The organism is Pseudomonas sp. GB2N2 (assembly GCF_054897705.1).
In genome coordinates this window covers 3,044,420-3,066,080 of the sequence record NZ_CM142701.1, presented here as the reverse complement: position 1 = coordinate 3,066,080, position 21,661 = coordinate 3,044,420, and the positions used below count along the sequence as shown (strand labels likewise).

The following is a 21,661-nucleotide window of genomic DNA, read 5'->3' as shown; positions in this document are numbered from 1 at the left end:
AGAGAGGAACGCCATGAGTCGTGAAGCCCTGCAGGAATCGCTGTCCGCAGTGATGGATAACGAAGCGGACGAATTGGAATTGCGTCGGGTGTTGAACGCCTTTGACGATGTTGAAACCCGTGAAACATGGGCTCGTTATCAGATCGCTCGGGCAGTAATGCACAATGATCTGCTGCTTCCTCGCCTGGATATCGCCGCGGCAGTTTCCGCTGCGCTGGCTGACGAGGCCGTACCGGCAAAAGCTTCCCGTGGTCCATGGCGCAGCTTGGGTCGTCTGGCGGTTGCAGCGTCGGTTACCGTTGCCGTGTTGGCAGGTGTTCGCCTGTACAATCAGGACGAGATCGCTGGTGTCGAGTTGGCTCAGCAAAATACCCAACCAAGCCTGGCCGTTCCTCAGGTCAAAGGTCCGGCTGTTTTGGCGGGCTATAATGAGAGCTCGGAAGCCACCGGCCCTATGGCCAATGGCGTATTGCAAGGTCAACCGGGCTGGCACGATCAACGTTTGCCTGGCTACTTGCGCCAACATGCTCAGCAGGCTGCACTGAAAGGTACTGAGAGCGCTCTGCCTTACGCTCGTGCAGCGAGCCTGGAAAACCGTTAAGGAGGATCATGCGCGCCATCCCTCTACTTTCGCTTCTGCTCGGTGGCTGGTTCATTGTTCCAGCCCACGCCGATGAAGCCCAAGATTGGTTGACCCGTCTTGGTCAGGCCGAGCAACAGCAAAGCTTTCACGGTACTTTTGTTTACGAGCGAAACGGTAGTTTTTCTACCCACAACATCTGGCACCGCGTCCAGGACGGCAAGGTCCGCGAGCGTTTACTGCAGCTCGATGGCTCTGCTCAGGAAGTCGTGCGCATTGATGGGCATACTCAATGCGTCAGCGGTAGCCTGATCGCGGGACTTGGGGATTCCCCCAATTCCGCTGCTCGTGCACTCGATCCACAGAAACTCAAGAACTGGTACAACCTTGCCGTGATAGGCAAGTCGCGTGTGGCCGGCCGTCCGGCCGTCATTGTTTCCCTGACGCCTCGCGATCAACACCGCTTCGGTTTTGAATTGCACTTGGACAAAGAAACCGGCCTGCCGCTGAAGTCGTTGTTGCTAAATGACAAGGGGCAGTTACTGGAGCGTTTTCAGTTCACTCAACTGGATACTTCGGGTGTTCCTTCCGACAGTGACCTGCAGCCGGGCAGTGATTGCAAACCCATCGCTCTCGACAGTGACAAGGCTTCAGCCGTTAAAGCAGCCCAAGTCTGGCATTCGGACTGGTTGCCTGCAGGTTTCGAGCTGACAAGCAGTACGTCGCGCAAAGACCCTGAAACCAAAACCCAGGTCAACAGCCTGATGTATGACGATGGTCTAGCGCGTTTTTCGGTATTTCTTGAGCCACTGAATGGCGCAACGGTCACCGATACGCGCACTCAGTTGGGGCCAACGGTTGCTGTTTCCCGCCGCTTGACCACGCCTCAGGGCGATATGATGGTTACCGTGGTCGGTGAAATTCCGGTAGGCACTGCAGAACGGATCGCGCTGTCCATGCGCACCGATGCCACTGCGACCCAGTAGTGAGCCGATATCGAAATGTTTGGTGAGCATTTCAGTTTGCAAATATCCCTTAAATTTTTTATAGGTCAGAGCCTCTCGGCTCTGGCCTTGTTTGTTGTTCCCGGAACAAAAATACCGGCGTATCGTTCCCGGTGTTCCTTGCTCCATATCGCTTAACCATGCTCGTCGTAACGGGAGCCGTATGTCGATACCACGTTTGAAGTCTTACCTCTCTATTTTCACCACTGTGCTGGTGCTCGGTCAGGCGGTCGCTGCCCAAGCAGTCGAGTTACCCGATTTTACGCAACTGGTCGAACAGGCCTCGCCTGCCGTGGTGAACATCAGTACCACACAGAAATTGCCGGATCGCAAAGTGAACGATCAGATGCCGGATCTCGAAGGCTTGCCGCCGATGTTGCGCGAGTTCTTCGAACGTGGCATGCCGCAACAACCACGTTCACCGCGTGGCGATCGTCAGCGTGAAGCTCAATCCTTGGGTTCAGGTTTCATCATCTCGTCTGACGGTTACATCCTTACCAACAACCATGTGATTGCCGATGCCGACGAAATTCTCGTTCGTCTCGCGGATCGCAGTGAGTTGAAAGCCAAACTGGTCGGCACCGATCCACGTTCCGACGTGGCCCTGCTGAAAATCGAAGGCAAGGACCTGCCAGTTCTGAAGCTTGGCAAATCCCAGGACCTGAAAGCTGGCCAATGGGTCGTGGCTATCGGCTCGCCATTCGGCTTCGACCATACCGTTACCCAAGGCATCGTCAGTGCCATCGGTCGCAGCTTGCCGAACGAAAACTATGTGCCGTTCATTCAGACTGACGTGCCGATCAACCCGGGCAACTCCGGTGGTCCACTGTTCAACCTGGCGGGCGAGGTAGTGGGGATCAACTCACAGATCTACACCCGTTCCGGTGGCTTCATGGGCGTCTCGTTCGCCATTCCTATCGATGTGGCTCTGGATGTTTCCAACCAGCTGAAAAGCGGCGGCAAAGTCAGCCGTGGCTGGTTGGGCGTAGTCATTCAGGAAGTGAACAAGGATCTGGCCGAGTCTTTCGGTCTGGATAAACCGGCCGGTGCACTGGTGGCTCAGATCCAGGATGACGGCCCGGCTGCCAAGGGTGGCCTGCAAGTAGGCGACGTGATCCTGAACCTGAACGGTCAGCCGATTGTCATGTCCGCCGATCTGCCGCATCTGGTGGGTGCGTTGAAAGAAGGCGCGAAGGCCAATCTTGAGGTGGTTCGCGAAGGCAAACGCAAGAATGTCGAGCTGATCGTTGGCGCAATTCCGGACGAAGGTAAAGAACTGGACTCGAAAGCCAAGGCTGGCGGCGAGACCAATAGCAATCGTCTGGGCGTCGCCGTCGCTGACCTGACTGCTGAACAGAAGAAGACCTACGACCTGAAAGGCGGCGTGGTGATCAAGGAAGTTCAGGACGGTCCTGCCTCGCTGATCGGCTTGCAGCCAAACGATGTGATCACTCATCTGAACAACCAGGCAATCAACGACAGCAAGGAATTTGCTGAAATTGCCAAGGCATTGCCGAAGAATCGCTCGGTGTCGATGCGGGTTCTGCGCCAGGGCCGCGCGAGTTTTATTACCTTTAAACTGGCTGAATAAACCGGGTGTTGGCTGAATAAGAAACCGCCTCGAGAGAGGCGGTTTTTTTGTGCCTGTAAACCTGTAAAAAGGGCGTCAGCCCATCATGTCCTTGATCATGCGCTCCTGCTCCATCAGCTCGCGCTGCCGGGCGTCGATGCGCGACGACAGCGGAAAGTTGGTGCCGGCCTTGCGTTTGGCGAAGTCTAGCTGCTGGATTGCCTGGCGATAGTCGCCGACCAGTGCGAAGTACTCGGCGCGAGCCTGATGCAGGCCAATGATATTGCCGGATAGACCGCGAGTTTCCGCCACCATGTACCAGACATCCGGATCATCCGGACGGCTCTTGAGCAGATTTTCCAGCGCTTTTTCCGCTTCCGGCGCACGGTTTTGCTTGAGCAACAAATCCACGCGCACCTGATTCAGCGGGTAGTTGCCCGGATACTGAGTCAACATCCGGTCCACCCGAGTCTGAGCGTCTGGCAATTTGTTGTTAGTGATGTCTAAATCGATTTGCGCCAGGTTGTAGATGATCTCGTTGGGCGACTTGGCCAGCAGCAACTTGAGGTTTTCCCGCGCTTCGTTCAACTGGCCGCCCTTGATTTGGGCGATTGCCAGGCCATAGCGCGCTACATCGTTTTTCGGGTTTTCATCCAGTTGTGCGCGAAAGCGCTTGGCGCCCAGGCCTGGTGTTTCTTCGTAGATCAACTGGACTCGTGCGCGAATCAGTTGATAACGCACCGTGTCTTCGATACCGCCCGGCTTGGCTTGTTCGGCGCGGTTGCGGGTGTCGGCGATCCGCGATTCGGTCACCGGATGCGTCAGCAGAAATTCCGGCGGCTTGGCATCGTAGCGATATTGACGCGACAACCGCTCGAACATGGTGGGCATCGAGCGAGGGTCGTAGCCGGCCTTTTCCAGGTTGAGGATGCCGATACGGTCGGCTTCCTGTTCGTTTTGGCGCGAGAACCGGCGTTGTTCCTGAATCGCTGCCGCCTGCGTGCCCGCAATGGCTGCAATTCCGGCATCGCCGGCACCGGCAGCGGCGATTACGATGCCGGCCAGCAGTGCGGCCATCATCGGCACCTGCATGCGTTGTTGAGCTTCTACGCCACGGGCAAAGTGGCGTTGCGACAAGTGAGCCAATTCGTGCGCGAGTACCGAAGCGTATTCGCCTTCAGTCTGGGCATTGAGGAACAAACCGCCGTTAACGCCGACGATCCCGCCCGGCGCCGCGAAGGCGTTGAGTTGCGGGCTGTTGATCAGGATGAATTCCAGCCGCCGGTCATTGACCTGGCTGGTCTCTACCAGCCGGTACACGCTGGATTCGACATAGTCCTTGAGCTGCGGGTCATTGAGCTGGTCAACCTGGCTGCGCAGCAGCGCCAGCCAGGCGCGGCCCAACTGATATTCCTGTTGTGGCGAGACAATGGCAGAACTGGCGTCGCCGAGTGACGGCAAGTCGTCGGCGAAGCCCGGTGAGGCGAGCAGGCAAGCGAGCGTCAGCAGGGTAGGGCGCAAAAAAGTCATGCACAAAGCCTTAGTCGACAAAGACCTTACTGTAGCCGGACAGTACGCTCCGGACCAGATATTCTAAGCCGCTCCAACACCTGACCCGGAGTGATCCAATGACCGACGCTGTAGCCCATGACGCCGAACTGGACGCCAGCGGGCTGAATTGCCCGTTGCCGTTGCTCAAGGCCAAGCTGGAACTCAATCGCATGGCCAGCGGCGCGGTGCTCAAGGTGATCGCCACCGACGCGGGTTCGCAGCGCGACTTCCGCACCTTTGCCCGGTTGGCCGGTCACGCGCTGCTGCGTGAAGAGGATGAAGCGGGCGTGTACCGCTACTGGTTGAAAAAAGCCTGAAAAAGCCTGAAAACTGCCGCGTTCGTTTCTAAGGATTATTGATGTTCAAAGTGTTGCGCGACTGGATTCAGCGGTATTTCTCCGACGAAGAGGCGGTGGTGCTGGCGGTGCTGCTGTTTCTGGCGTTCTCCGCAGTGCTCACCCTCGGTGGCATGCTCGCGCCCGTGCTCGCGGGGATGGTGCTGGCGTACCTGATGCAGGGCCTGGTAGTGACACTTGAACGGCTGCGCGTGCCGGGCGGTGTGGCGGTAGGGCTTGTGTTCGCCTTGTTCATGGGCGTTTTGCTGGTTTTCATGGTGGTCGTAGTGCCGTTGCTCTGGCATCAGTTGATCACGCTGTTCAACGAATTGCCCGGCATGCTTGCCAAATGGCAATCACTGTTGTTGTTGCTGCCAGAGCGCTATCCGCATCTGGTGTCCGACGAACAGGTTTTGCAGGCGATCGAAGTGGCGCGAGGCGAGATTGGCAAGTTCGGCCAATGGGCGCTGACGTTCTCGTTGTCGAGTCTGCCGCTGCTGGTCAACATCATGATTTACCTGGTGCTGGTGCCGATCCTGGTGTTTTTCTTTCTCAAGGACCGGGACATGATTGGCCAGTGGGTTCGCGGTTATTTGCCGCGTGAGCGCGCGTTGATCACTCGTGTGGCCCGTGAGATGAACCGGCAGATTGCCAATTACATTCGCGGCAAAGTTATCGAGATTTTCATTTGTGGCGGGGTCACCTACATTGCGTTTGTCGTCCTGGGACTCAACTACGCGGCGCTGTTGGCATTGCTGGTGGGCGTGTCGGTGGTGGTGCCATACGTTGGGGCCGTAGTGGTGACCGTGCCGGTACTGTTGATTGCTCTGTTCCAGTGGGGCTGGAGTGATCAGTTTATTTACTTGATGGCGGTCTACGGGATCATTCAGACCCTGGACGGCAACGTGCTGGTGCCACTGTTGTTCTCGGAGGCAGTCAATCTGCACCCGGTGGCGATCATTTGCGCGGTGCTGTTGTTTGGCGGGTTGTGGGGATTCTGGGGAGTGTTCTTCGCGATTCCGCTGGCGACGCTGTTCAAGGCTGTGCTTGATGCCTGGCCGCGCAAGGAGCCGGTGGTGGCGCCTCTGCTTTAGCAGGCGGATTTCACGGTGAGGCGCGAGGCCTCATCGCTGGCAAGCCAGCTCCCACAGGATTGATGCGGTCCCTGTGGGAGCTGGCTTGCCAGCGATGGCGTCAGAAAGGGCGCTACAAATAATCAGGCCTTGTTCAACGCCTGCGCCGCCGCCAACACCGCATCCACATGCCCCGGCACTTTCACGCCACGCCATTCCTGACGCAGCACGCCATTCTTGTCGATCAGGAATGTGCTGCGATCAACGCCCATGTATTCCTTGCCATAAAGCTTCTTCAGCTTGATCACGTCGAACAGTTGGCACAGCGCTTCTTCCTTGTCGCTGATCAGCTCGAAAGTGAACGCCTGTTTGGCCTTGAAGTTTTCGTGAGATTTCAGGCTGTCACGGGACACGCCAAAGACTTCGGTATTGGCGACTTTAAAGGCCTCCAACTGATCGCGAAAGCCCTGGCCCTGGGTCGTGCAACCCGGCGTGCTGTCCTTCGGATAGAAGTAGATCACCACTTGCTTGCCTTTGAGGCTCGCAAGGCTGACGGTCTGTCCGCTGGTGGCGGGTGCTTCGAAATCGGCAACCGGTTGGTCGATAGCAACGGCCATTTTAAAGCTTCCTTACATTGGGTTTTGTGGGCGCCACGGTTCGATCAGGGCATCCAGGTTCAACGCATCGGCGAAGTCCAGGAATTGATCGCGCAGCCAGCTGATCTGCACGCCGGCCGGCAGCGTCACGGTAAACGTGGCGTTGAGCATGGTGCCGCCGGTTTGCGGCGCCTGGTAGGTGTCGCAGGTCAGGTTTTCCAGCTCGACGTTGTGGTCCATGAAGAACTGGCACAGCTCGTTGATGATGTCCGAGCGATACGCAGAGCTGACATAGGCAACGTACGGAAGGGCCTGAGGACGATTCTCCAGCGCCGCGCTGCGCACCACGTTGACCGTGAAGGCGTGCTTCTTGGCGAGGCTCGGCAGGCTGCCTTCCAGGCGCGCGAGGGCGTCCCAGCTGCCGGAGATTTCGAGGATTAGCGCACTGCACTCGCCATGGCGAGTCAGGCGAGAGGTAACCACGGCGCAGCGGTTTTCATGGCTGGCGCGGCACAGGACGTTAGTCAGCTCCATGGGGTTGGCGCCGAGGGCACTGATGACAAGGAATTGTTCGCGAACTGTGGGGGTGGACATGCAGCATTCCTAAAGCGATGAGCGGTCGGTACTTCTATCGGCTTGTTTTCCGGGTGCCAGCCTGCGGATGCGAATTCAGAAAGCCCCGGGCGCAGGTCGCAACGTACTCCAATACGGCAGGAGCCGGTGGTGTCAACGCTGGAATGGGGCTTGTGATGCCGAAAATGGAGGCTGAAACCCGACGCACGAGCTTATCAGTATCGATCAAAGTCTGAAGGGTAGCGAAAAGCAGCGCCAAGGGGAATGGCCGCAGCGCAGTACTTCGCTTGTACAAGCATCTTGGCGCCAGTACCATTACGGCTCTCTTTTTCCGGCAGGAGCGGTTGCATGATTGCGGGCAGTATGGTGGCACTGGTCACACCCATGGATGCACAGGGTCGTCTCGACTGGGACAGCCTGAGCAAACTGGTGGACTTTCACCTGCAAAACGGCACCCACGCGATCGTGGCGGTCGGCACTACAGGTGAATCGGCCACCCTAGACGTGAACGAGCACATCGAAGTGATTCGTTACGTGGTCAAGCAGGTGGCAGGGCGTATCCCGGTGATCGCCGGTACCGGCGCCAATTCGACGCGCGAAGCCATCGAGCTGACCACCAATGCGAAGACCGCCGGCGCCGACGCCTGCCTGCTGGTGACGCCGTATTACAACAAACCGACCCAGGAAGGCTTGTACCAGCACTTCAAAGCCATCGCCGAAGCCGTCGACATTCCGCAGATCCTCTATAACGTGCCTGGCCGTACCGCATGTGACATGCAGGCCGAGACTGTGATCCGTCTGTCGACCGTGAAAAATATCATCGGCGTCAAGGAAGCCACCGGCGACCTGAATCGTGCCAAAGCGATCATCGCCGGCGTGAGCGAAGACTTCCTGGTGCTCTCCGGTGACGACGCCACGGCTGTCGAGCTGATCCTGCTCGGCGGCAAAGGCAACATCTCGGTAACCGCCAACGTTGCCCCGCGCGACATGGCCGATCTGTGCAACGCCGCCCTCAAAGGCGACGCCGTGACCGCCCGCGCGATTCACGAAAAACTGATGCCGCTCAATAAAACCCTGTTTATCGAATCCAACCCTATCCCCGTGAAATGGGCACTGCATGAAATGGGCTTGATGCCGGACGGTATCCGTCTGCCGCTCACCTGGCTCAGTGCTGCCTGTCACGAACCGCTGCGGCAGGCCCTGCGCCAGTCCGGCGTCCTGGTTTAATTGAGGAAGCACTACGCATGAAGCGATTGGCCGGACTTTCCGCACTTGCCTTGATTATCTCCAGCACCAGTGGCTGTGGATGGGTCTGGGGCCCGGAAGGTTATTTCCGCGACCGTGGTAGCGATTACCTCGAAGCGCAACAGACTGCACCTATGCAATTGCCACCGGACGTCAGCACCGCCAAGCACCTGGATCCGCTGCTGCCGATTCCGCGTAACGTGGCCGACGACACCGCCAAGGGCGAGTACATCGTGCCGCGTCCACAACCGCTGTCCGCTGCTGCCGACGCCAGTGCCTACTCGCTGCAGAAGTCCGGTGACTCGCGCTGGATCGTGGCCCAGAACCCGCCGGCCGAAGTCTGGCCAGTGGCCGTGCAATTTTTCCAGGACAACGGTTTTCGTCTGGATGAGCAGCGTCCGCAAACCGGCGAATTCACCACCACCTGGCAGCATTCCGACGAACTGTCCGCCGCCATGGCCAAGCGCCTGAGCGCAGCCGGTATCGCGGCTGACAAAGAAACCCGCGTGCGGGTGCGTATCGAACCTGGCGTGCAGCGCAACACCAGCGAAGTCTACGTGGTGAGCGCCGAGCGTCCTGCCGGCAGCACCGCCGATGTCGACTTCACCAACCGTTCGGTCAACACCGGTCTGGACGCGGCGCTGGTCGACGATATGCTGGCGAGCATGAGCCGTATCTCTGAGAAGGGCGGTTCGGTCTCCATGCTGGCATCCCGTGATTTCGATACGCCAAGCCGTGTCAGCCTGAGCGAAGACGGTAGCGGTAACCCGGTCCTGAACGTCGGCAACGACCTGGATCGTGCCTGGTCGAGCGTCGGTCGTGCGCTTGAACAGGGCGAATGGCGCGTTGAGGACATCAACCGCAGCCTGGGCCTGTACTACATCAACCTGTCCGAAAAAGCCGAGAAGAAAGACGAGAAACCTGGCTTCCTCAGCGGCCTGTTCGGCAGTGCGCCGAGCAAGGAAGAAGTTGAAGCCCGTGCCGAGCGTTATCAGGTTCGCCTGAGCAAGGTCGGCGACAGTGTCCAGGTCACCGTCGAGAAAAACATCAACACCGTTGCGCCGGCTGATGTGGCGCGCAAAGTGTTGAGCAAGATTCAGGACAACCTGGGCTGATCACATGCGGTTTGCCGTTCTCGGCAGCGGTAGCCAAGGGAACGGCACGCTGATCGCCAGCGCTGACACGTATGTGCTGGTGGATTGTGGTTTCTCCCTGCGGGAAACCGAAAAACGCCTGTTGCGCCTGGGTGTGAACCCGGCGCAACTGAGCGCGATACTCGTGACCCACGAGCATGCCGATCACGTGCATGGCGTGGGTTTGCTGTCTCGGCGTTACAATCTTCCTGTCTACCTCAGTCGCGGCACCCTGCGCGGGATGCGCAAACCGATTGAGCCGGCCGGCCTTCTGGCGGGCGGCGAGCAATTGCAGATCGGCGCACTGAGCATCGGCGTCATTGCCGTGGCCCACGATGCACAGGAGCCGACGCAGTATGTATTCAGTGACGGCGAGCGGCGCTTCGGCCTGCTGACCGACCTGGGTTCCTATTGCGATAAGGTGCTGGACGGCTATCGTGACCTCGATGCGTTGATGATCGAGTCCAACCATTGCCGTGATTTGCTGGCTCGCGGTCATTACCCGTACTTTCTCAAGCAGCGGGTGGGCGGTGAACTGGGACATTTGAACAACCACCAGGCGGCATTCCTGGTGTCTGAGTTGGGCTGGCAAGGCCTGCAACACCTGGTCCTGGCCCATCTGAGCAGCAAGAACAACCTGCCGCAGCTGGCCCGGCAATGTTTTGTCGACACCCTCGGGTGTGACCCGGACTGGCTGCAACTGGCCGATCAAGATTCAGGGCTCGACTGGCGACACATCGCCTAGCCCACCTACTTAGCAAGCGGAGCCCATCATGGAAAAACGTGAAGAACTCTACCGCGGCAAAGCCAAATCGGTTTTCAAGACCGACGACGCTGACCGCTTGATCCTGCTGTTTCGCAACGACACCTCGGCGTTCGACGGCAAGCGCATCGAGCAGCTCGACCGCAAAGGCATGGTGAACAACAAGTTCAACGCTTTCATCATGCAGAAACTCGAAGCCGCCGGCGTGCCGACCCAGTTCGACAAACTGCTGGGCGACAACGAATGCCTGGTGAAAAAACTCGACATGATCCCGGTTGAGTGCGTCGTGCGTAACTACGCCGCCGGCAGCCTGGTCAAGCGCCTGGGCGTCGAAGAAGGCTTGAAACTCAACCCTTACACCTTTGAACTGTTCCTGAAGGACGACGCCAAGGGCGACCCGTTCATCAACGAATCCCACGTCGTTGCGTTCGGTTGGGGCACGGCCGAGCAACTGGTTCGCATGAAAGAACTGTCGCTCAAGGTCAATGAAGTCCTGAGCAAACTGTTCGACGACGCCGGCCTGCTGCTGGTCGATTTCAAGCTGGAATTCGGCGTGTTCTCCGACGGCTCCATCGTCCTGGGCGACGAATTCAGCCCGGACGGCTGCCGCCTGTGGGACAAGGCCACCGGCAAGAAAATGGACAAGGACCGCTTCCGTCAGGGCCTCGGTGACGTCATCGAAGCGTACGAAGAAGTCGCCAATCGTCTGGGCGTACCCCTTTAATCGACGCAAGCATCTGATAGCACAGAAATATTTCGCCTAGGGGGTTCGCTTCCGGCAAAAGTGTTGTTATGATGCGCGCCGTTGGAGAGATGCCAGAGTGGCCGAATGGGACGGATTCGAAATCCGTTGTACCTTCACCGGTACCTAGGGTTCGAATCCCTATCTCTCCGCCATTACACAGAAAAAGCCCCGTAGCTGAATAAGCTACGGGGCTTTTTCGTTTCTGGCGTTTGTGATTTTTGAAATCACAAACCTGCACGCGATGATTAATACGACGCGGCAGGTTTCATTCAATGAAGCGCCCAGTCAGAGCAGCTTCGTTCTAGCGCCTCCAACCTTCAGGGTTGCGAATGGCCCAATTTACTCTTGATCAGCTCGTAGACGTCCTTGTGGGTGGAGTTGTGCAGGGTTTTGTCCTTGCAGGCCGATGCCAGGAACGTTTTGACCTCTTCCTTTGCGTGAGGGTATAGGCCTGCAACGTAGTCGGCTTCATGGGCCTGGGTGCAGTTGAAGTGTTTGTCGTCTTTCGCTTTATCTCTAGCCATTGCAGAGGCTCCTTTTCAGGTTCGCATGATTGTCGAAGGGCGGGTTCCCGCCCCGTACGTTGCAGAGCTTAGAGGCTGAGCTTCGTACCGCCAGAGGCCTGGACAAATCAGGAGTGAGCTGTCAGACGGATCCAGGATGAGTCTGCGTTCTAAACGAAAAATGCCCTGCAGGTTTAAATCTGCAGGGCATTTTTTGCTGGAAGCGATTAAGCGAAAAATAGATCTGTCCCCAAATCAGGGTTCACCTCTCATGCTGCAACGCAGCACGAGTCATTGGCTATCATCCAATATCAAGCAATTGATCGATGGCGGGAAAAAGCATGAGCAGATGGCGGCGTCTTTGGTTGTCCGTGAAGCTGATTGCAGCCATCGCGGCCTGTCTGACGGTGGGCGTTCAAGCTTTCCTCTACATGCTGGAAAGCCCCGACTCAGCGCAAATACATCCTTTGAGCATCGTGGTGGCCGGGCTGATCTTTGGCTTCATCATCTTTGGGTTGCTATCGCTGATCGAAAGGGGGGTAGTACGCCTCGTGGCGCGGTCAGTCAATCCCAAGGCAGCACTTGAACGCGATTTGGCGCTGACGTTGGATGAGCCGCTCGTCCCGTTATCTGATGCCCCAAATGATCAGAAAAGTCTTTGAGCGGACTTCAAAAAGTAGGCAGTGTAATTACCCAAATCACCACCGCGTCCACATCCCAAGAGTTCCCATACCGATGCGGCTCCTGGCTGGAAAAACTGAAACTGTTCCCCTCACTGAGCTGAAAGTGCCGCACGCCGACCCACAACTCGAAGCTCCCTGACAGCAAATACCCAGCTTCTTCCCCTTCATGGCTGTAGCTTTGCTGACTGTAAGTCCCCGGTGGAAACCGCGAGTGCAGCATTTCCATTTGCCGATTCGGCTGCGGTGTCAACAGGTGATCCACAATCCCGTCTTCGTAGTGCACGCTCATGCGACTGTGTTTACGCACGACAATGCCATCGTATTCGGGCGCCGTTTGCGCTTCGCTGGCGAAGAACCATTGGATGGTTACGCCGAGGCGGCGGGCGATGTTGAAGAGGGCGGGGATGGACGGGCAGGCGAGGTTGCGTTCGAGCTGGCTGATGTAGCCCGCGGTCAGCTCACGCATTTGCGTCAGTTCCGCCAGGGTCATGCCCCGGCGTTTGCGCAGGCCGCGAATGCGCGTGCCGAGAAAATGCGGTTCTGCCGTGGCGCTGTCCGGGGTGGGCGCGCTGTTGGCAGGCGGCATCTTGCTGTTGCTCATGGGGTGCTCCGCCGCAGAATCTCAAAGGTGCGTTGTCAATGGACGTGGCGTTTTGGGTCGATATGGTGAGGAGCTGGAAGAGCGATTTAACGCTTGGGCCAGTAAATAAGTGCGATCGGCTGGATGCCGCGAGGCGTCCGGCCTTCCTTATTGTCAGAACGGGCATCGTGTTCGCGTAAGAAAAGTAAGCCCGTTCACTGGAAAGTTCACTCAGTCGAGTAGCTCGATTTACCGCACCCCTTATTCATTGGGCGCCCCGTGATGCAGGGGGTTTCCCTCGAAATATCCTCTGACACTGCAAGGCCTCGCCGCCAAACATCCTCAACTACTCTGGTTTCGCAGGTCACTGATCTGCGGTTATCAGCCATCGCAAGGAGCGATCAATGTACTTTGAGATTTACAGGCAAACCCGTGGCACCGCGCAAACCGGCAGAGGTCAATGGCGCTGGCGTTTGCGTGCGGGGAACAACGAAACGATCGCCAGCGGCGAGGCGTACGTCAACAAGGCGGATTGCGTGCATGCCATCAGCTTGATCAAGGGCACTCAGGATCAGACCCCGGTGAAGGAAATTTAGGATGCAAGCGTTGAAGCTGCTCAATCGGGGCAGCTTTTCTGCAAGCAGCCAGCCGGATCAAACGCACACTGCTTGAGTCGCATAGACGCCGTTCGCAACAGCTACCTAAACTGTCAGCAGAAGTGGAGACCCGGGGGCAGTGAATGAATCGCAACGAACTACGCAAGGCCGACATCAACCTGATGGTGGTGTTCGAAACCCTGATGCTCGAACGCAACGTGACCCGGGTGGCGGAGAAGTTGTTTCTCGGGCAGCCGACCATCAGTTCGGCACTTAACCGGCTGCGCACGATGTTCAACGATCCGCTGTTCATTCGGGTCGGCCATCGGATGGAGCCGACGGCCCGCGCCGAAGAACTGATCCAGTACCTGTCGCCCGCACTGGATTCGCTGTCTGTGGCCTTGAGCCTGACTCATGATTTCGACCCCGCCAGCAGCACCATGACCTTTCGTATCGGGCTGTCGGACGATGTCGAATTTGGCCTGCTGCCGCCGTTGCTGCGGGCCCTGCGCCAGGAAGCCCCGACAGTGGTGTTCGTGGTGCAGCATGTCGATTACTGGCGTATTCCCGATTTGCTGGCGTCCGGCGACATCACCGTCGGCATCAGCCAGACCCGCGGCCTCCCGGCCAACGCCAAGCGCAAATTGCTGCGGCACATTTTGCCCAGCATCCTGCGCGCCGATGCGTCCGATACGCCGCTGACCCTCGATGAGTATTGCTCGCGCCCTCACGTGCTGGTGTCGCACACCGCCAATGTCAGTGGTTACGCCGATGAGTGGCTGGCGGAAATCGGGCGTAAGCGCCATGTGGTGCTGTCCGTGCCGCAATACAGTTCGTTGCCGGCCTTGCTCGCCGGCACCGATCTGATCGCCAGCCTGCCGGATTACACCGCCGAAGCCATGGCAGCCTCCGGTCATCTGTTTGCCGAGCCTTTTCCGTTCAAGACCCCAACCCTGGATTTGTCCATGGTCTGGCTCAGCCATGTCGACACCGATCCCGCCGAACGCTGGTTGCGCTCGCGCCTGGAGGCGTTCATGAGTGAGCATTTTGTGGCGCCACCGTCCCGGTGAGTAGAACCACTCTGTGTTATATGTACGACCCTTCCACCCACCTTACGGAGCCACGTCATGCCCCACCTGCACATGGAATACACCGCTAATCTGCCTGAGCTGAATGCCGATGTGGCACTGATCCGGCTAAACAATACGCTGGTGGCTTCCGGTCAGTTTGCTGCCGAATACGACATCAAGAGTCGCGCGGTGAAGGTCGAAAGTTTCAAGGTCGGCACGGCATTGGGTGAGCGCGCGTTCGTGCACGTGAAGCTGGCATTGCTCAGCGGCCGCTCGCCGCAGATCAAGAAGCAGTTGTCCGAAAGTCTGCTGGCGGTGGTGCAGGACCTGTGTGAATGGCCAAAAGGAATTGAAGTCCAGTTGGCCGTGGAAATCCTCGACATTGATCGAGAGTCTTACGCCAAAGTCTCCATCAACCATTGAGTTTTCAGCGCTTTTCCTGCTCGGTGCAGGCTTGTATTACCTGCTCACGCAGCCAGGCATTGGCGAAGTCCTGATCGGCACGTTGGCTCCACTGCATGTCGAGGGTGAAACCCGGCAAGCCCGTGGGTGCTTCGCAGTGGTTGAAAGTGGCTTCGCTGGCCAGCAACTGCTGAATGCGTCGCGGCAGGGTGACGATAAAATCAGTGCCGGTGATCATTTTCAGTGCTGCGGCGTAGCTGTTGGAGCGCGCGACGATCTGCCGTGTTTGCGCTTGTTGCGCCAGCCAGCCGTCGACCATGTTGGTAGTGGACGTCCAAGGCGTTGGAAAGACATGCCGGCGTTCGGTGAAGGTTTGCAGGCTTAAACGCGGCTCGACGGGTGTCGCGCGTTTATCGAAGACGCAGACCAAATCATCCTCAAGCAGCGTCCGGGTTTTGAACTCGGTGTAATAGCGATGAAAATCAGGGCCGAAGCAGATCACCAGGTCGAAGCTGCCGTCGCGAAGTTCTTCGGCCGGCACGTCGGTTTCGAACTTGTGCATGTTGACCATTACCGTCCAGTCGGCGTATTCAAAACGTTTCAACAGCCGCGGCAGGATCAATTGTTCGAAGTATTCCGGCGCGCAAATGTTGAACGTGACCGGTTGCAAGGCCGGGTCGAACGCCGTTGCACCGGCATGGCACAAGTTGATGCTTTCGAGGATTTTAAGTACGTGGGGCTGCATGGTGCTGGCTTTGCAAGTAGGGCGCATACCGGCGCGGGTATTGATGAACAACTCGTCCTCAAAACTGGTGCGCAGCTTTTTCAGGCAATAACTGACGGTGGATTGACTGACGCAGAGGGTTTCGGAAACACCGGTGACGCTGTTTTGTTCGTACACGGCGATAAACACCATGAGGTCCTGCATGTCGAGTTTTCTAAGCAAGTTACTGTTCAGCATCCATTCGTCTCGCTGTGTTCCATGCGCCATCTGAGCGCAAACTCGTGCGAATGATCCTAACGGAACGATGGTGCCAGGAGAACGCTTTGTAGGAGGTTTCGCTAAAAGAAATGCTCAGTGAATGTGGTCGGCATAGTGTCGTGGGTTGAAGCGCAAAACCATCAGCAGCATCACCGCCACGACGCCGGTGAGTGACCACCAGGCCCATTCGAACCCGCCGAGTTGATCGCGGATCATCCCGGCAACCAGCGGCGAGAGGCCGGCGATCAGGTAACCGATGCCTTGGACGAAAGCAGTCAGTGCGCCCGCTCGTTGTGGGTTGTCCAAGTGGTCCAGCGACACGATCAGGCTCATCGGGAACAGTCCACCGATGCCTAGCCCCAGCAGGCCCGCCCACAACAGGCTCAAGTGTTGCGGGCTGAGATTCAGCCCGCAGAATCCGCCGATGACCAGTGCCAGCAACGCCGCGAGTACCCAGCGTCGGTCTTGACGCCGGTTGGCGATCGCAGGCGTCAGCAGGCCGGATAACACCTCCATGGCCGTCAGGAAACCCAGGAGCAAACCGGCGTTCTGTTCGCTCCAGCCTTTTTCCACGTAGTACGGCGCCAACCAGGCCAGCACACAGGTGTAGGACGCAGTACCCATGCCGAAGAAGATCGCGAGTAACCACGCGCGGGAATTAGCGACGAACGATCCGTTACGTCTCGTCTGAGTGGCGAAGGTCGGCGTCCCCTCCCTTCGACCTATCCAGAACACCAATGCCACCAGAGCCAGCGCCGCCCAGATAGCCAGGCCCATTCGCCAGCGGCCGGTACGGTTCATCACCACTGGCGCGAAAGACGCGGCAATGGCTGCACCGCCCATGATCGACGTGACGTAGAGACCCATGCACAGGGAAACGTTGTTGCTGAAACGGGACTTGATCAACGTGGGCATCAACGCCTGAATCAACGCGATACCGACGCCTGCCAGCACGGCGCTGAGGATCAGTTCAACAGCGGAATCGAGGAACAGGCGCGACAGCGTCGCCAAGCCGATGATCAGCAACGACACCACCACCGTGCGCTGTTGGCCTAGCCATTGGCTGACGCTGACGCCAACAAACATCGCCAGTCCCATGGCCATCACCGGCAGCATGGTCAACAGCGAGGCCAGGGTGAAACTGAGCGGTATATCGCCCCGGATCGCTGACAGCAAAGGACCGACGGCGGCCATTGAAGGGCGCAGGTTCAAGGCGACCAGAATAATGCTGAACAGCAGCCAGAGGGCAGGGCGGGATGTTGCGCGAACGTTTTCCATTGATCGGACCTTGGATGACAAGGTGCCGATTAGGCGCGAGCGACCTGGAGCCGGCAAATCAGAAAGTCCGGTACAGTATTTAGAAATCAAATACCTCCCTGCATCACAAAGCCCGCTCCCACAGGGATCTGGATTCATCAACCAGAATGTTTAGCCAATTCGCAACCAAGGTTCTTCAAATCCCGATTTAACGACTTATCCAGCCATGTGACGCTGCGCCTCATCTGCCCGAAGCGGTTTTAGCAATGGACGATCGTCCACTCACACTTCCTTCCGAGCTCGCCTTCTGGGCGTTGTGGCATTGTCGTCACGCGCGCCCGCCGGATTCCTGCCTTTCCCGTTGATTGTTCCTACAAATCCCGCGCCTTTAGCCGGGATCAAATCGGCAACGCCTGCGCGCTTGCCTGACGCGGAAATAAGAGAATTCCCATGAGCAGTGCCACGACATCCTTCGCCACGCAGCTAGAAGCCCTGACCTTTCTTGAGCACAACCCCGATATCGAGATGTTCGAATTGTTCATCCTCGACAGCAACGGTGTGCCACGGGGCAAGTTGTTGCATCGCGATGAATTGCTGGCGGTGTACGAAACCGGTCGTCCTTTGCCAAGTACCATTCTGGGCCTGACCATCAATGGCGATGACGTGGAAAACTCCGGGCTGGTGTGGGACGTCGGCGATATCGATTGCCGGGCCTACCCGATCAGCGGGAGTTTGACGCGCATGCCATGGCGCTTGATCCCGACGGCGGCGGTGCAGGTCAGCATGCACCCTACGGAAGGCATGCCTGCGACCATCGCCGACCCGCGGCACCTGTTGGCCAAGGTGATCGAAGGCTTGCAGGCGGACGGTTATTACCCGGTGATGGCGGCGGAGCTGGAGTTCTACCTGCTGGATCAGCAGCGCGACAGCAATGGCCGGCCGCAACCGGCGCGGGATGTCGACGGCGGTCGCCCGCGCGCAACGCAGGTCTATGGTTTGCGCGAACTGGAGCAGATCGAGCCATTCCTGGCCGACCTGTACAACGCCTGCAAACTCCAGGGCATTCCGGCGCGCACGGCTATTTCAGAATACGCCCCGGGACAAGTGGAAATTACCCTCGAACATCGAACCGACGCCTTGCAAGCGATGGATGAGGCGGTGCGATACAAGCGACTGGTCAAGGGCGTGGCGCACAAACACGGGATGACGGCCTGTTTCATGGCCAAGCCCTTCGACGACCTGGCCGGCACCGGCATGCACATGCACGTCAGCCTGGCGGACAAGGAGGGCAACAACCTGTTCGCCAGTGAAGCCACCGACGGTACGCCGCTGCTTAAACAGGCGGTCGGCGGCATGCTCAGCACCTTGCTCGATTCGTTGCTAATGTTCTGTCCGAACGCCAACTCTTACCGACGTTTCCAGACCAACAGCTACGCGCCGTTGGCGGCCACCTGGGGCGTGGACAATCGCACCGTGAGTTTGCGCGTACCCGGTGGGCCGGCGTTTTCTCGGCATATCGAACATCGTATTTGCGGTGCTGACGCCAATCCGTACCTGGCAGCGGCAGCGATTCTGGCCGGCATCCATCGCGGCATACGTGAGCAACTGGACCCAGGGGCGCCGGTGGAAGGCAATGGTTATGCCCAGGCCACAGAACTGTTGCCCACTGACTGGCTGACTACTTTGCGTGCGCTAGAGGGATCGAGTTGGGCGCGAGACGCTTTCGGCAGTGAGTTTCTCGGCGTTTACCTTGCAGTGAAACGTGCCGAGTATCGTCAATTCATGGGCGAAGTCGGAGAGCAGGATTGGCGTTGGTACCTGAACCAGGCCTGAACCATTCTCAAATACCCCTTAAGTTTTCTTCATCAACCACAAGCCAACTAATCGTTGGCTTCTTTTTCACGAAAAATTGATGGTTGGCTGCCTAAAATTAGTGCTGTCGCGGAAAATGAAATTTTCACATTTGCCGACGGCACATCTTTTCAGGAACAGCCGATTACCATGTTGAAAATTAAAGCCGTGCGCCCCGAGTGGGTGACACTGATTGCCAGCGCCTTCCTATTAATCGCCTTCAACTTAGTGCTCTGGCAACACCTGTTCGAAATCACTGCATCCGACGCTAAAGGCGTGATGATGCGGGTGGCGTTCGGCTTGATGATTCTGGCGGCCTTCAACATTGTGCTGACCCTGCTTGCGTTCAGGTTTGTGCTGAAGCCACTCTTGACCCTGATCTTTATGGTCAGCGCCGGCGTGGCCTACTTTATGAGCCAATACGGTGTGCTGATCGACACCGGCATGTTGCGCAACTTCGTCCAGACCAATGCCACCGAAGTGCGAGACTTACTGTCGATAAAGTTGTTTGTCTATATTGGGTTGCTCGGTGTATTGCCGTCGCTTTTGTTGTGGAAAACGCCAGTTAATTACCGTCGCTGGCATCGCGAGTTGTTAAGTAAAGTACTGGTAAGTGTTGCCTCGGTGGCGGTGATCGGTGGTGTCGCACTGGTCAACTATCAGGGGTTGTCGTCATTGTTTCGCAATCACCACGAGTTGCGCTTGATGGTGGTCCCCAGCAATTACATCGGTGCCTCTTTCGGCTTCCTGCGCGAACAAGTTGCTTCGGCTCAGCAACCCTTCGTCAAGATTGGTGAAGACGCTGCGAGAAATCCCGCCTGGCAAACGCACGGCCGTAAATCCCTGACCGTGCTGGTGGTGGGTGAAAGTGCCCGGGCCGAGAATTTTGGTGTGCTGGGGTACGACCGTGACACCACGCCAAAACTAAACAAGGAAGCAGGCCTGATCGCCTTCACCGATGTGCATTCCTGCGGCACGGAAACCGCCGTGTCGGTGCCGTGCATGTTCTCTAATATGGGCCGCAAAGATTACAACGCCAGCAAGGCCAAGAATGAAGAAGGCCTGCTGGATGTATTGAAACGGGCAGGGCTGGACGTCATCTGGCGCGATAACCAGTCGGGCTGCAAAGGCACATGCGACCGCGTCACCGTCGACGATGTCAGTAATTTGAAAGACCCTGTGTTGTGTGCCGACAGCGAATGCCGCGATGAAATTCTCCTGCAAGGTTTGCAGCATTTTATCGATAACCTCGATAAGGACACCGTGCTGGTATTGCATCAGATGGGCAGCCACGGCCCGGAATACTTCAAGCGCTATCCGAAAGAGTACGAACGCTTTACTCCGGTTTGCGAAAGTAACGCCTTGAACAATTGCAGTCGCGAAAGCATCGTCAATGGTTACGACAACACCTTGGTCTACACCGACCATGTGCTGTCGACCCTCATCGACCTGTTGCGCAGCAATCAGGACAAAGTCGATACCGCAATGCTGTACCTGTCGGACCATGGCGAGTCCCTGGGCGAGTACAACCTGTTCCTTCACGGCACGCCTTACGTGCTGGCGCCGGAGCAGCAAAAACATGTCGCCATGCTGGCCTGGTTCTCCGACAGTTATCAGAAGTCGTTCTCGGTAGACACCCATTGCCTGCAGTTGAGCCGTGATAAACCGTTGAGTCAGGACAACCTGTTTCACTCGATGCTCGGTCTGCTGGAGGTCAGCAGCAACGTCTATAAGCGGGATCTGGATATGTTCGCCGGGTGCCGCGGTGCCGCGATCGACGGTGTGCTGGCCAAAGATTAAGGAACGACCTTTTCCACGTCCCGGCCGTAATCCTGCGGCCCGGTAGATTTTTTCCTTCAAGAGCCATCACCCATGTCTGCTCAGCCACCTTCCGCCGTCGAGCTAGAGTTCGCCCGGCGCTACGATCAGGAACACGCTCGCGTCTGCCTGCAGCCGCGTCCGCGTGGTCTCGCCGGGCGCCTGGCGTTCTGGCGTGACGAGCAGTTGGTGCGCAATGCGCTCAAAGTGGCCGGCGAGCCGGGTTTGATCCTGGATGTCGCCTGCGGAGCGGGGCGTTTCTGGCCGGTGCTGGCCGAGCACGCCAACCGGGTGATCCTGGCGTCCGATCCGTCTCAGGCGATGCTCGACCACGCGCAGACTCACCACCCGCATCAGCTGTTGCAACGGATAAAAACTTTTCAGAGCTCAGCGTTCACCATCGGCTTGTCGGCGAACGCGGTGGACTGCATTATTTGCATGAATTTGTTTCAACACATCGCCAGCCCTGAGCACCGCTCGGCCATGCTGAGCGAGTTCCACCGGGTCAGCCGCGATACGGTCATTGTGGCGGTGCGTATCGATGCCCATTTCAAGCGTCGACAATCCGGCGCGGCGGGCAATCAGACCCAGCAACTGGCCCGCAAAGCCGAAGTGGAAGCGGAGTTCGTGCAAGCGGGTTTCAACTTGATCAGTCATCAGGACTTCCTGCCCGGGTACGTGCGGATGCGTGTCTACGTATTGCGTAAGTCCCTGTAACGTCCCTCCGTCAGACAATTCTTGCTATCTGGCA

At 57.8% G+C, this 21,661-nt stretch carries 23 protein-coding genes and 1 tRNA gene; 17 read left to right on the top strand and 7 right to left on the bottom strand.

What is annotated here, in order from left to right:
- Nucleotides 1-13: 13 nt before the first annotated feature.
- The 3 genes from ACYZT4_RS14230 to ACYZT4_RS14220 all read left to right on the top strand — a co-directional run bounded on the left by ACYZT4_RS14230 (nucleotide 14) and on the right by ACYZT4_RS14220 (nucleotide 3,175).
- Complete coding sequence (locus ACYZT4_RS14230; RefSeq protein ID WP_461980563.1) at nucleotides 14-601, top strand: sigma-E factor negative regulatory protein; 588 nt, start codon at nucleotides 14-16, stop codon at nucleotides 599-601.
- An 8-nt stretch (nucleotides 602-609) separates the two neighbouring features.
- On the top strand, nucleotides 610-1,566 hold the full coding sequence (locus ACYZT4_RS14225; protein ID WP_461980561.1) for a MucB/RseB C-terminal domain-containing protein: 957 nt from the start codon (nucleotides 610-612) through the stop codon (nucleotides 1,564-1,566).
- A gap of 181 nt (nucleotides 1,567-1,747) precedes the next feature.
- Nucleotides 1,748-3,175, top strand: coding sequence for a DegQ family serine endoprotease (locus ACYZT4_RS14220; protein ID WP_461980560.1), 1,428 nt, complete (start codon nucleotides 1,748-1,750; stop codon nucleotides 3,173-3,175).
- Between the two features lie 75 nt (nucleotides 3,176-3,250).
- On the opposite strand, the gene ACYZT4_RS14215 is transcribed toward ACYZT4_RS14220, so the two are convergent.
- Nucleotides 3,251-4,684 (bottom strand): M48 family metalloprotease, encoded by a 1,434-nt coding sequence (locus ACYZT4_RS14215; RefSeq protein ID WP_461980558.1) that lies wholly within the window; start codon nucleotides 4,682-4,684, stop codon nucleotides 3,251-3,253.
- 98 nt (nucleotides 4,685-4,782) lie between these two features.
- Between ACYZT4_RS14215 and ACYZT4_RS14210 the strand changes: the two genes are divergently transcribed.
- A complete protein-coding gene (locus ACYZT4_RS14210) occupies nucleotides 4,783-5,022 on the top strand; it encodes a sulfurtransferase TusA family protein (protein ID WP_461980556.1) in 240 nt (79 codons plus the stop codon).
- Between the two features lie 41 nt (nucleotides 5,023-5,063).
- Nucleotides 5,064-6,134 carry an AI-2E family transporter gene (locus ACYZT4_RS14205; RefSeq protein WP_461980555.1) on the top strand — a complete coding sequence of 357 codons (1,071 nt, stop codon included), beginning with the start codon at nucleotides 5,064-5,066 and terminating at the stop codon, nucleotides 6,132-6,134.
- A gap of 122 nt (nucleotides 6,135-6,256) precedes the next feature.
- Here the strand turns inward: ACYZT4_RS14205 and ACYZT4_RS14200 are convergent, their stop codons facing one another.
- Both ACYZT4_RS14200 and ACYZT4_RS14195 read right to left on the bottom strand, forming a co-directional pair.
- Entirely contained in the window at nucleotides 6,257-6,730 is a 474-nt protein-coding gene (locus ACYZT4_RS14200; protein WP_461980553.1) for a peroxiredoxin, read from the bottom strand.
- Between the two features lie 12 nt (nucleotides 6,731-6,742).
- Nucleotides 6,743-7,303 carry a glycine cleavage system transcriptional repressor gene (locus tag ACYZT4_RS14195; RefSeq protein ID WP_008034925.1) on the bottom strand — a complete coding sequence of 187 codons (561 nt, stop codon included), beginning with the start codon at nucleotides 7,301-7,303 and terminating at the stop codon, nucleotides 6,743-6,745.
- Between the two features lie 327 nt (nucleotides 7,304-7,630).
- On the opposite strand from ACYZT4_RS14195, the gene dapA reads away from it, so the two are divergent.
- The 5 genes from dapA to ACYZT4_RS14170 all read left to right on the top strand — a co-directional run bounded on the left by dapA (nucleotide 7,631) and on the right by ACYZT4_RS14170 (nucleotide 11,320).
- A complete protein-coding gene (gene dapA, locus ACYZT4_RS14190; RefSeq protein ID WP_461980551.1) occupies nucleotides 7,631-8,509 on the top strand; it encodes a 4-hydroxy-tetrahydrodipicolinate synthase in 879 nt (292 codons plus the stop codon).
- Nucleotides 8,510-8,526: 17 nt separating this feature from the next.
- On the top strand, nucleotides 8,527-9,642 hold the full coding sequence (gene bamC, locus ACYZT4_RS14185) for an outer membrane protein assembly factor BamC (RefSeq protein ID WP_461980549.1): 1,116 nt from the start codon (nucleotides 8,527-8,529) through the stop codon (nucleotides 9,640-9,642).
- A 4-nt stretch (nucleotides 9,643-9,646) separates the two neighbouring features.
- On the top strand, nucleotides 9,647-10,405 hold the full coding sequence (locus ACYZT4_RS14180; RefSeq protein ID WP_461980547.1) for an MBL fold metallo-hydrolase: 759 nt from the start codon (nucleotides 9,647-9,649) through the stop codon (nucleotides 10,403-10,405).
- A 28-nt stretch (nucleotides 10,406-10,433) separates the two neighbouring features.
- Complete coding sequence (purC, locus tag ACYZT4_RS14175; RefSeq protein WP_123507616.1) at nucleotides 10,434-11,147, top strand: phosphoribosylaminoimidazolesuccinocarboxamide synthase; 714 nt, start codon at nucleotides 10,434-10,436, stop codon at nucleotides 11,145-11,147.
- An 83-nt stretch (nucleotides 11,148-11,230) separates the two neighbouring features.
- Nucleotides 11,231-11,320 (top strand) — tRNA-Ser (locus ACYZT4_RS14170).
- 165 nt (nucleotides 11,321-11,485) lie between these two features.
- Here the strand turns inward: ACYZT4_RS14170 and ACYZT4_RS14165 are convergent.
- Nucleotides 11,486-11,692 (bottom strand): hypothetical protein, encoded by a 207-nt coding sequence (locus ACYZT4_RS14165; RefSeq protein WP_461980545.1) that lies wholly within the window; start codon nucleotides 11,690-11,692, stop codon nucleotides 11,486-11,488.
- 320 nt (nucleotides 11,693-12,012) lie between these two features.
- On the opposite strand from ACYZT4_RS14165, the gene ACYZT4_RS14160 reads away from it, so the two are divergent.
- Nucleotides 12,013-12,333 carry a hypothetical protein gene (locus ACYZT4_RS14160; RefSeq protein ID WP_461980543.1) on the top strand — a complete coding sequence of 107 codons (321 nt, stop codon included), beginning with the start codon at nucleotides 12,013-12,015 and terminating at the stop codon, nucleotides 12,331-12,333.
- 7 nt (nucleotides 12,334-12,340) lie between these two features.
- Here the strand turns inward: ACYZT4_RS14160 and ACYZT4_RS14155 are convergent, their stop codons facing one another.
- Nucleotides 12,341-12,940 carry a cupin domain-containing protein gene (locus ACYZT4_RS14155; RefSeq protein ID WP_461988686.1) on the bottom strand — a complete coding sequence of 200 codons (600 nt, stop codon included), beginning with the start codon at nucleotides 12,938-12,940 and terminating at the stop codon, nucleotides 12,341-12,343.
- A 398-nt stretch (nucleotides 12,941-13,338) separates the two neighbouring features.
- Here ACYZT4_RS14155 and ACYZT4_RS14150 point away from each other — a divergent pair, with 398 nt between their 5' ends.
- The 3 genes from ACYZT4_RS14150 to ACYZT4_RS14140 all read left to right on the top strand — a co-directional run bounded on the left by ACYZT4_RS14150 (nucleotide 13,339) and on the right by ACYZT4_RS14140 (nucleotide 15,023).
- The gene (locus tag ACYZT4_RS14150; RefSeq protein ID WP_461980541.1) at nucleotides 13,339-13,530 is read left to right on the top strand and encodes a YegP family protein; all 192 of its coding nucleotides are present in this window, start codon (nucleotides 13,339-13,341) and stop codon (nucleotides 13,528-13,530) included.
- 143 nt (nucleotides 13,531-13,673) lie between these two features.
- Nucleotides 13,674-14,600, top strand: a complete 927-nt coding sequence (locus tag ACYZT4_RS14145) for a LysR substrate-binding domain-containing protein (protein WP_461980539.1) — start codon at nucleotides 13,674-13,676, stop codon at nucleotides 14,598-14,600.
- Between the two features lie 57 nt (nucleotides 14,601-14,657).
- Complete coding sequence (locus tag ACYZT4_RS14140) at nucleotides 14,658-15,023, top strand: 5-carboxymethyl-2-hydroxymuconate Delta-isomerase (RefSeq protein ID WP_461980537.1); 366 nt, start codon at nucleotides 14,658-14,660, stop codon at nucleotides 15,021-15,023.
- 4 nt (nucleotides 15,024-15,027) lie between these two features.
- Here the strand turns inward: ACYZT4_RS14140 and ACYZT4_RS14135 are convergent, their stop codons facing one another.
- Both ACYZT4_RS14135 and ACYZT4_RS14130 read right to left on the bottom strand, forming a co-directional pair.
- Complete coding sequence (locus ACYZT4_RS14135) at nucleotides 15,028-15,963, bottom strand: LysR family transcriptional regulator (RefSeq protein ID WP_461980535.1); 936 nt, start codon at nucleotides 15,961-15,963, stop codon at nucleotides 15,028-15,030.
- Nucleotides 15,964-16,077: 114 nt separating this feature from the next.
- A complete protein-coding gene (locus ACYZT4_RS14130) occupies nucleotides 16,078-17,262 on the bottom strand; it encodes a cyanate transporter (protein ID WP_461980533.1) in 1,185 nt (394 codons plus the stop codon).
- Nucleotides 17,263-17,691: 429 nt separating this feature from the next.
- Here ACYZT4_RS14130 and ACYZT4_RS14125 point away from each other — a divergent pair, with 429 nt between their 5' ends.
- The 3 genes from ACYZT4_RS14125 (at nucleotide 17,692) to ACYZT4_RS14115 (ending at nucleotide 21,627) form a co-directional block, all read left to right on the top strand.
- Nucleotides 17,692-19,074, top strand: coding sequence for a glutamine synthetase family protein (locus ACYZT4_RS14125; protein ID WP_461980531.1), 1,383 nt, complete (start codon nucleotides 17,692-17,694; stop codon nucleotides 19,072-19,074).
- A 168-nt stretch (nucleotides 19,075-19,242) separates the two neighbouring features.
- Entirely contained in the window at nucleotides 19,243-20,892 is a 1,650-nt protein-coding gene (locus tag ACYZT4_RS14120; RefSeq protein WP_461980529.1) for a phosphoethanolamine transferase, read from the top strand.
- A 72-nt stretch (nucleotides 20,893-20,964) separates the two neighbouring features.
- The gene (locus ACYZT4_RS14115; RefSeq protein WP_461980527.1) at nucleotides 20,965-21,627 is read left to right on the top strand and encodes a class I SAM-dependent methyltransferase; all 663 of its coding nucleotides are present in this window, start codon (nucleotides 20,965-20,967) and stop codon (nucleotides 21,625-21,627) included.
- The last annotated feature ends 34 nt before the right edge of the window (nucleotides 21,628-21,661 follow it).

What these genes read in the sequence shown, in the direction of transcription:
- ACYZT4_RS14230 (WP_461980563.1), top strand. Translation starts at nt 14, where the DNA reads ATGAGTCGTGAAGCCCTGCAGGAATCGCTGTCCGCAGTGATGGATAAC.
- ACYZT4_RS14225 (WP_461980561.1), top strand. Translation starts at nt 610, where the DNA reads ATGCGCGCCATCCCTCTACTTTCGCTTCTGCTCGGTGGCTGGTTCATT.
- ACYZT4_RS14220 (WP_461980560.1), top strand. Translation starts at nt 1,748, where the DNA reads ATGTCGATACCACGTTTGAAGTCTTACCTCTCTATTTTCACCACTGTG.
- ACYZT4_RS14215 (WP_461980558.1), bottom strand. Translation starts at nt 4,684, where the DNA reads ATGACTTTTTTGCGCCCTACCCTGCTGACGCTCGCTTGCCTGCTCGCC.
- ACYZT4_RS14210 (WP_461980556.1), top strand. Translation starts at nt 4,783, where the DNA reads ATGACCGACGCTGTAGCCCATGACGCCGAACTGGACGCCAGCGGGCTG.
- ACYZT4_RS14205 (WP_461980555.1), top strand. Translation starts at nt 5,064, where the DNA reads ATGTTCAAAGTGTTGCGCGACTGGATTCAGCGGTATTTCTCCGACGAA.
- ACYZT4_RS14200 (WP_461980553.1), bottom strand. Translation starts at nt 6,730, where the DNA reads ATGGCCGTTGCTATCGACCAACCGGTTGCCGATTTCGAAGCACCCGCC.
- ACYZT4_RS14195 (WP_008034925.1), bottom strand. Translation starts at nt 7,303, where the DNA reads ATGTCCACCCCCACAGTTCGCGAACAATTCCTTGTCATCAGTGCCCTC.
- dapA (WP_461980551.1), top strand. Translation starts at nt 7,631, where the DNA reads ATGATTGCGGGCAGTATGGTGGCACTGGTCACACCCATGGATGCACAG.
- bamC (WP_461980549.1), top strand. Translation starts at nt 8,527, where the DNA reads ATGAAGCGATTGGCCGGACTTTCCGCACTTGCCTTGATTATCTCCAGC.
- ACYZT4_RS14180 (WP_461980547.1), top strand. Translation starts at nt 9,647, where the DNA reads ATGCGGTTTGCCGTTCTCGGCAGCGGTAGCCAAGGGAACGGCACGCTG.
- purC (WP_123507616.1), top strand. Translation starts at nt 10,434, where the DNA reads ATGGAAAAACGTGAAGAACTCTACCGCGGCAAAGCCAAATCGGTTTTC.
- ACYZT4_RS14165 (WP_461980545.1), bottom strand. Translation starts at nt 11,692, where the DNA reads ATGGCTAGAGATAAAGCGAAAGACGACAAACACTTCAACTGCACCCAG.
- ACYZT4_RS14160 (WP_461980543.1), top strand. Translation starts at nt 12,013, where the DNA reads ATGAGCAGATGGCGGCGTCTTTGGTTGTCCGTGAAGCTGATTGCAGCC.
- ACYZT4_RS14155 (WP_461988686.1), bottom strand. Translation starts at nt 12,940, where the DNA reads ATGCCGCCTGCCAACAGCGCGCCCACCCCGGACAGCGCCACGGCAGAA.
- ACYZT4_RS14150 (WP_461980541.1), top strand. Translation starts at nt 13,339, where the DNA reads ATGTACTTTGAGATTTACAGGCAAACCCGTGGCACCGCGCAAACCGGC.
- ACYZT4_RS14145 (WP_461980539.1), top strand. Translation starts at nt 13,674, where the DNA reads ATGAATCGCAACGAACTACGCAAGGCCGACATCAACCTGATGGTGGTG.
- ACYZT4_RS14140 (WP_461980537.1), top strand. Translation starts at nt 14,658, where the DNA reads ATGCCCCACCTGCACATGGAATACACCGCTAATCTGCCTGAGCTGAAT.
- ACYZT4_RS14135 (WP_461980535.1), bottom strand. Translation starts at nt 15,963, where the DNA reads ATGCTGAACAGTAACTTGCTTAGAAAACTCGACATGCAGGACCTCATG.
- ACYZT4_RS14130 (WP_461980533.1), bottom strand. Translation starts at nt 17,262, where the DNA reads ATGGAAAACGTTCGCGCAACATCCCGCCCTGCCCTCTGGCTGCTGTTC.
- ACYZT4_RS14125 (WP_461980531.1), top strand. Translation starts at nt 17,692, where the DNA reads ATGAGCAGTGCCACGACATCCTTCGCCACGCAGCTAGAAGCCCTGACC.
- ACYZT4_RS14120 (WP_461980529.1), top strand. Translation starts at nt 19,243, where the DNA reads ATGTTGAAAATTAAAGCCGTGCGCCCCGAGTGGGTGACACTGATTGCC.
- ACYZT4_RS14115 (WP_461980527.1), top strand. Translation starts at nt 20,965, where the DNA reads ATGTCTGCTCAGCCACCTTCCGCCGTCGAGCTAGAGTTCGCCCGGCGC.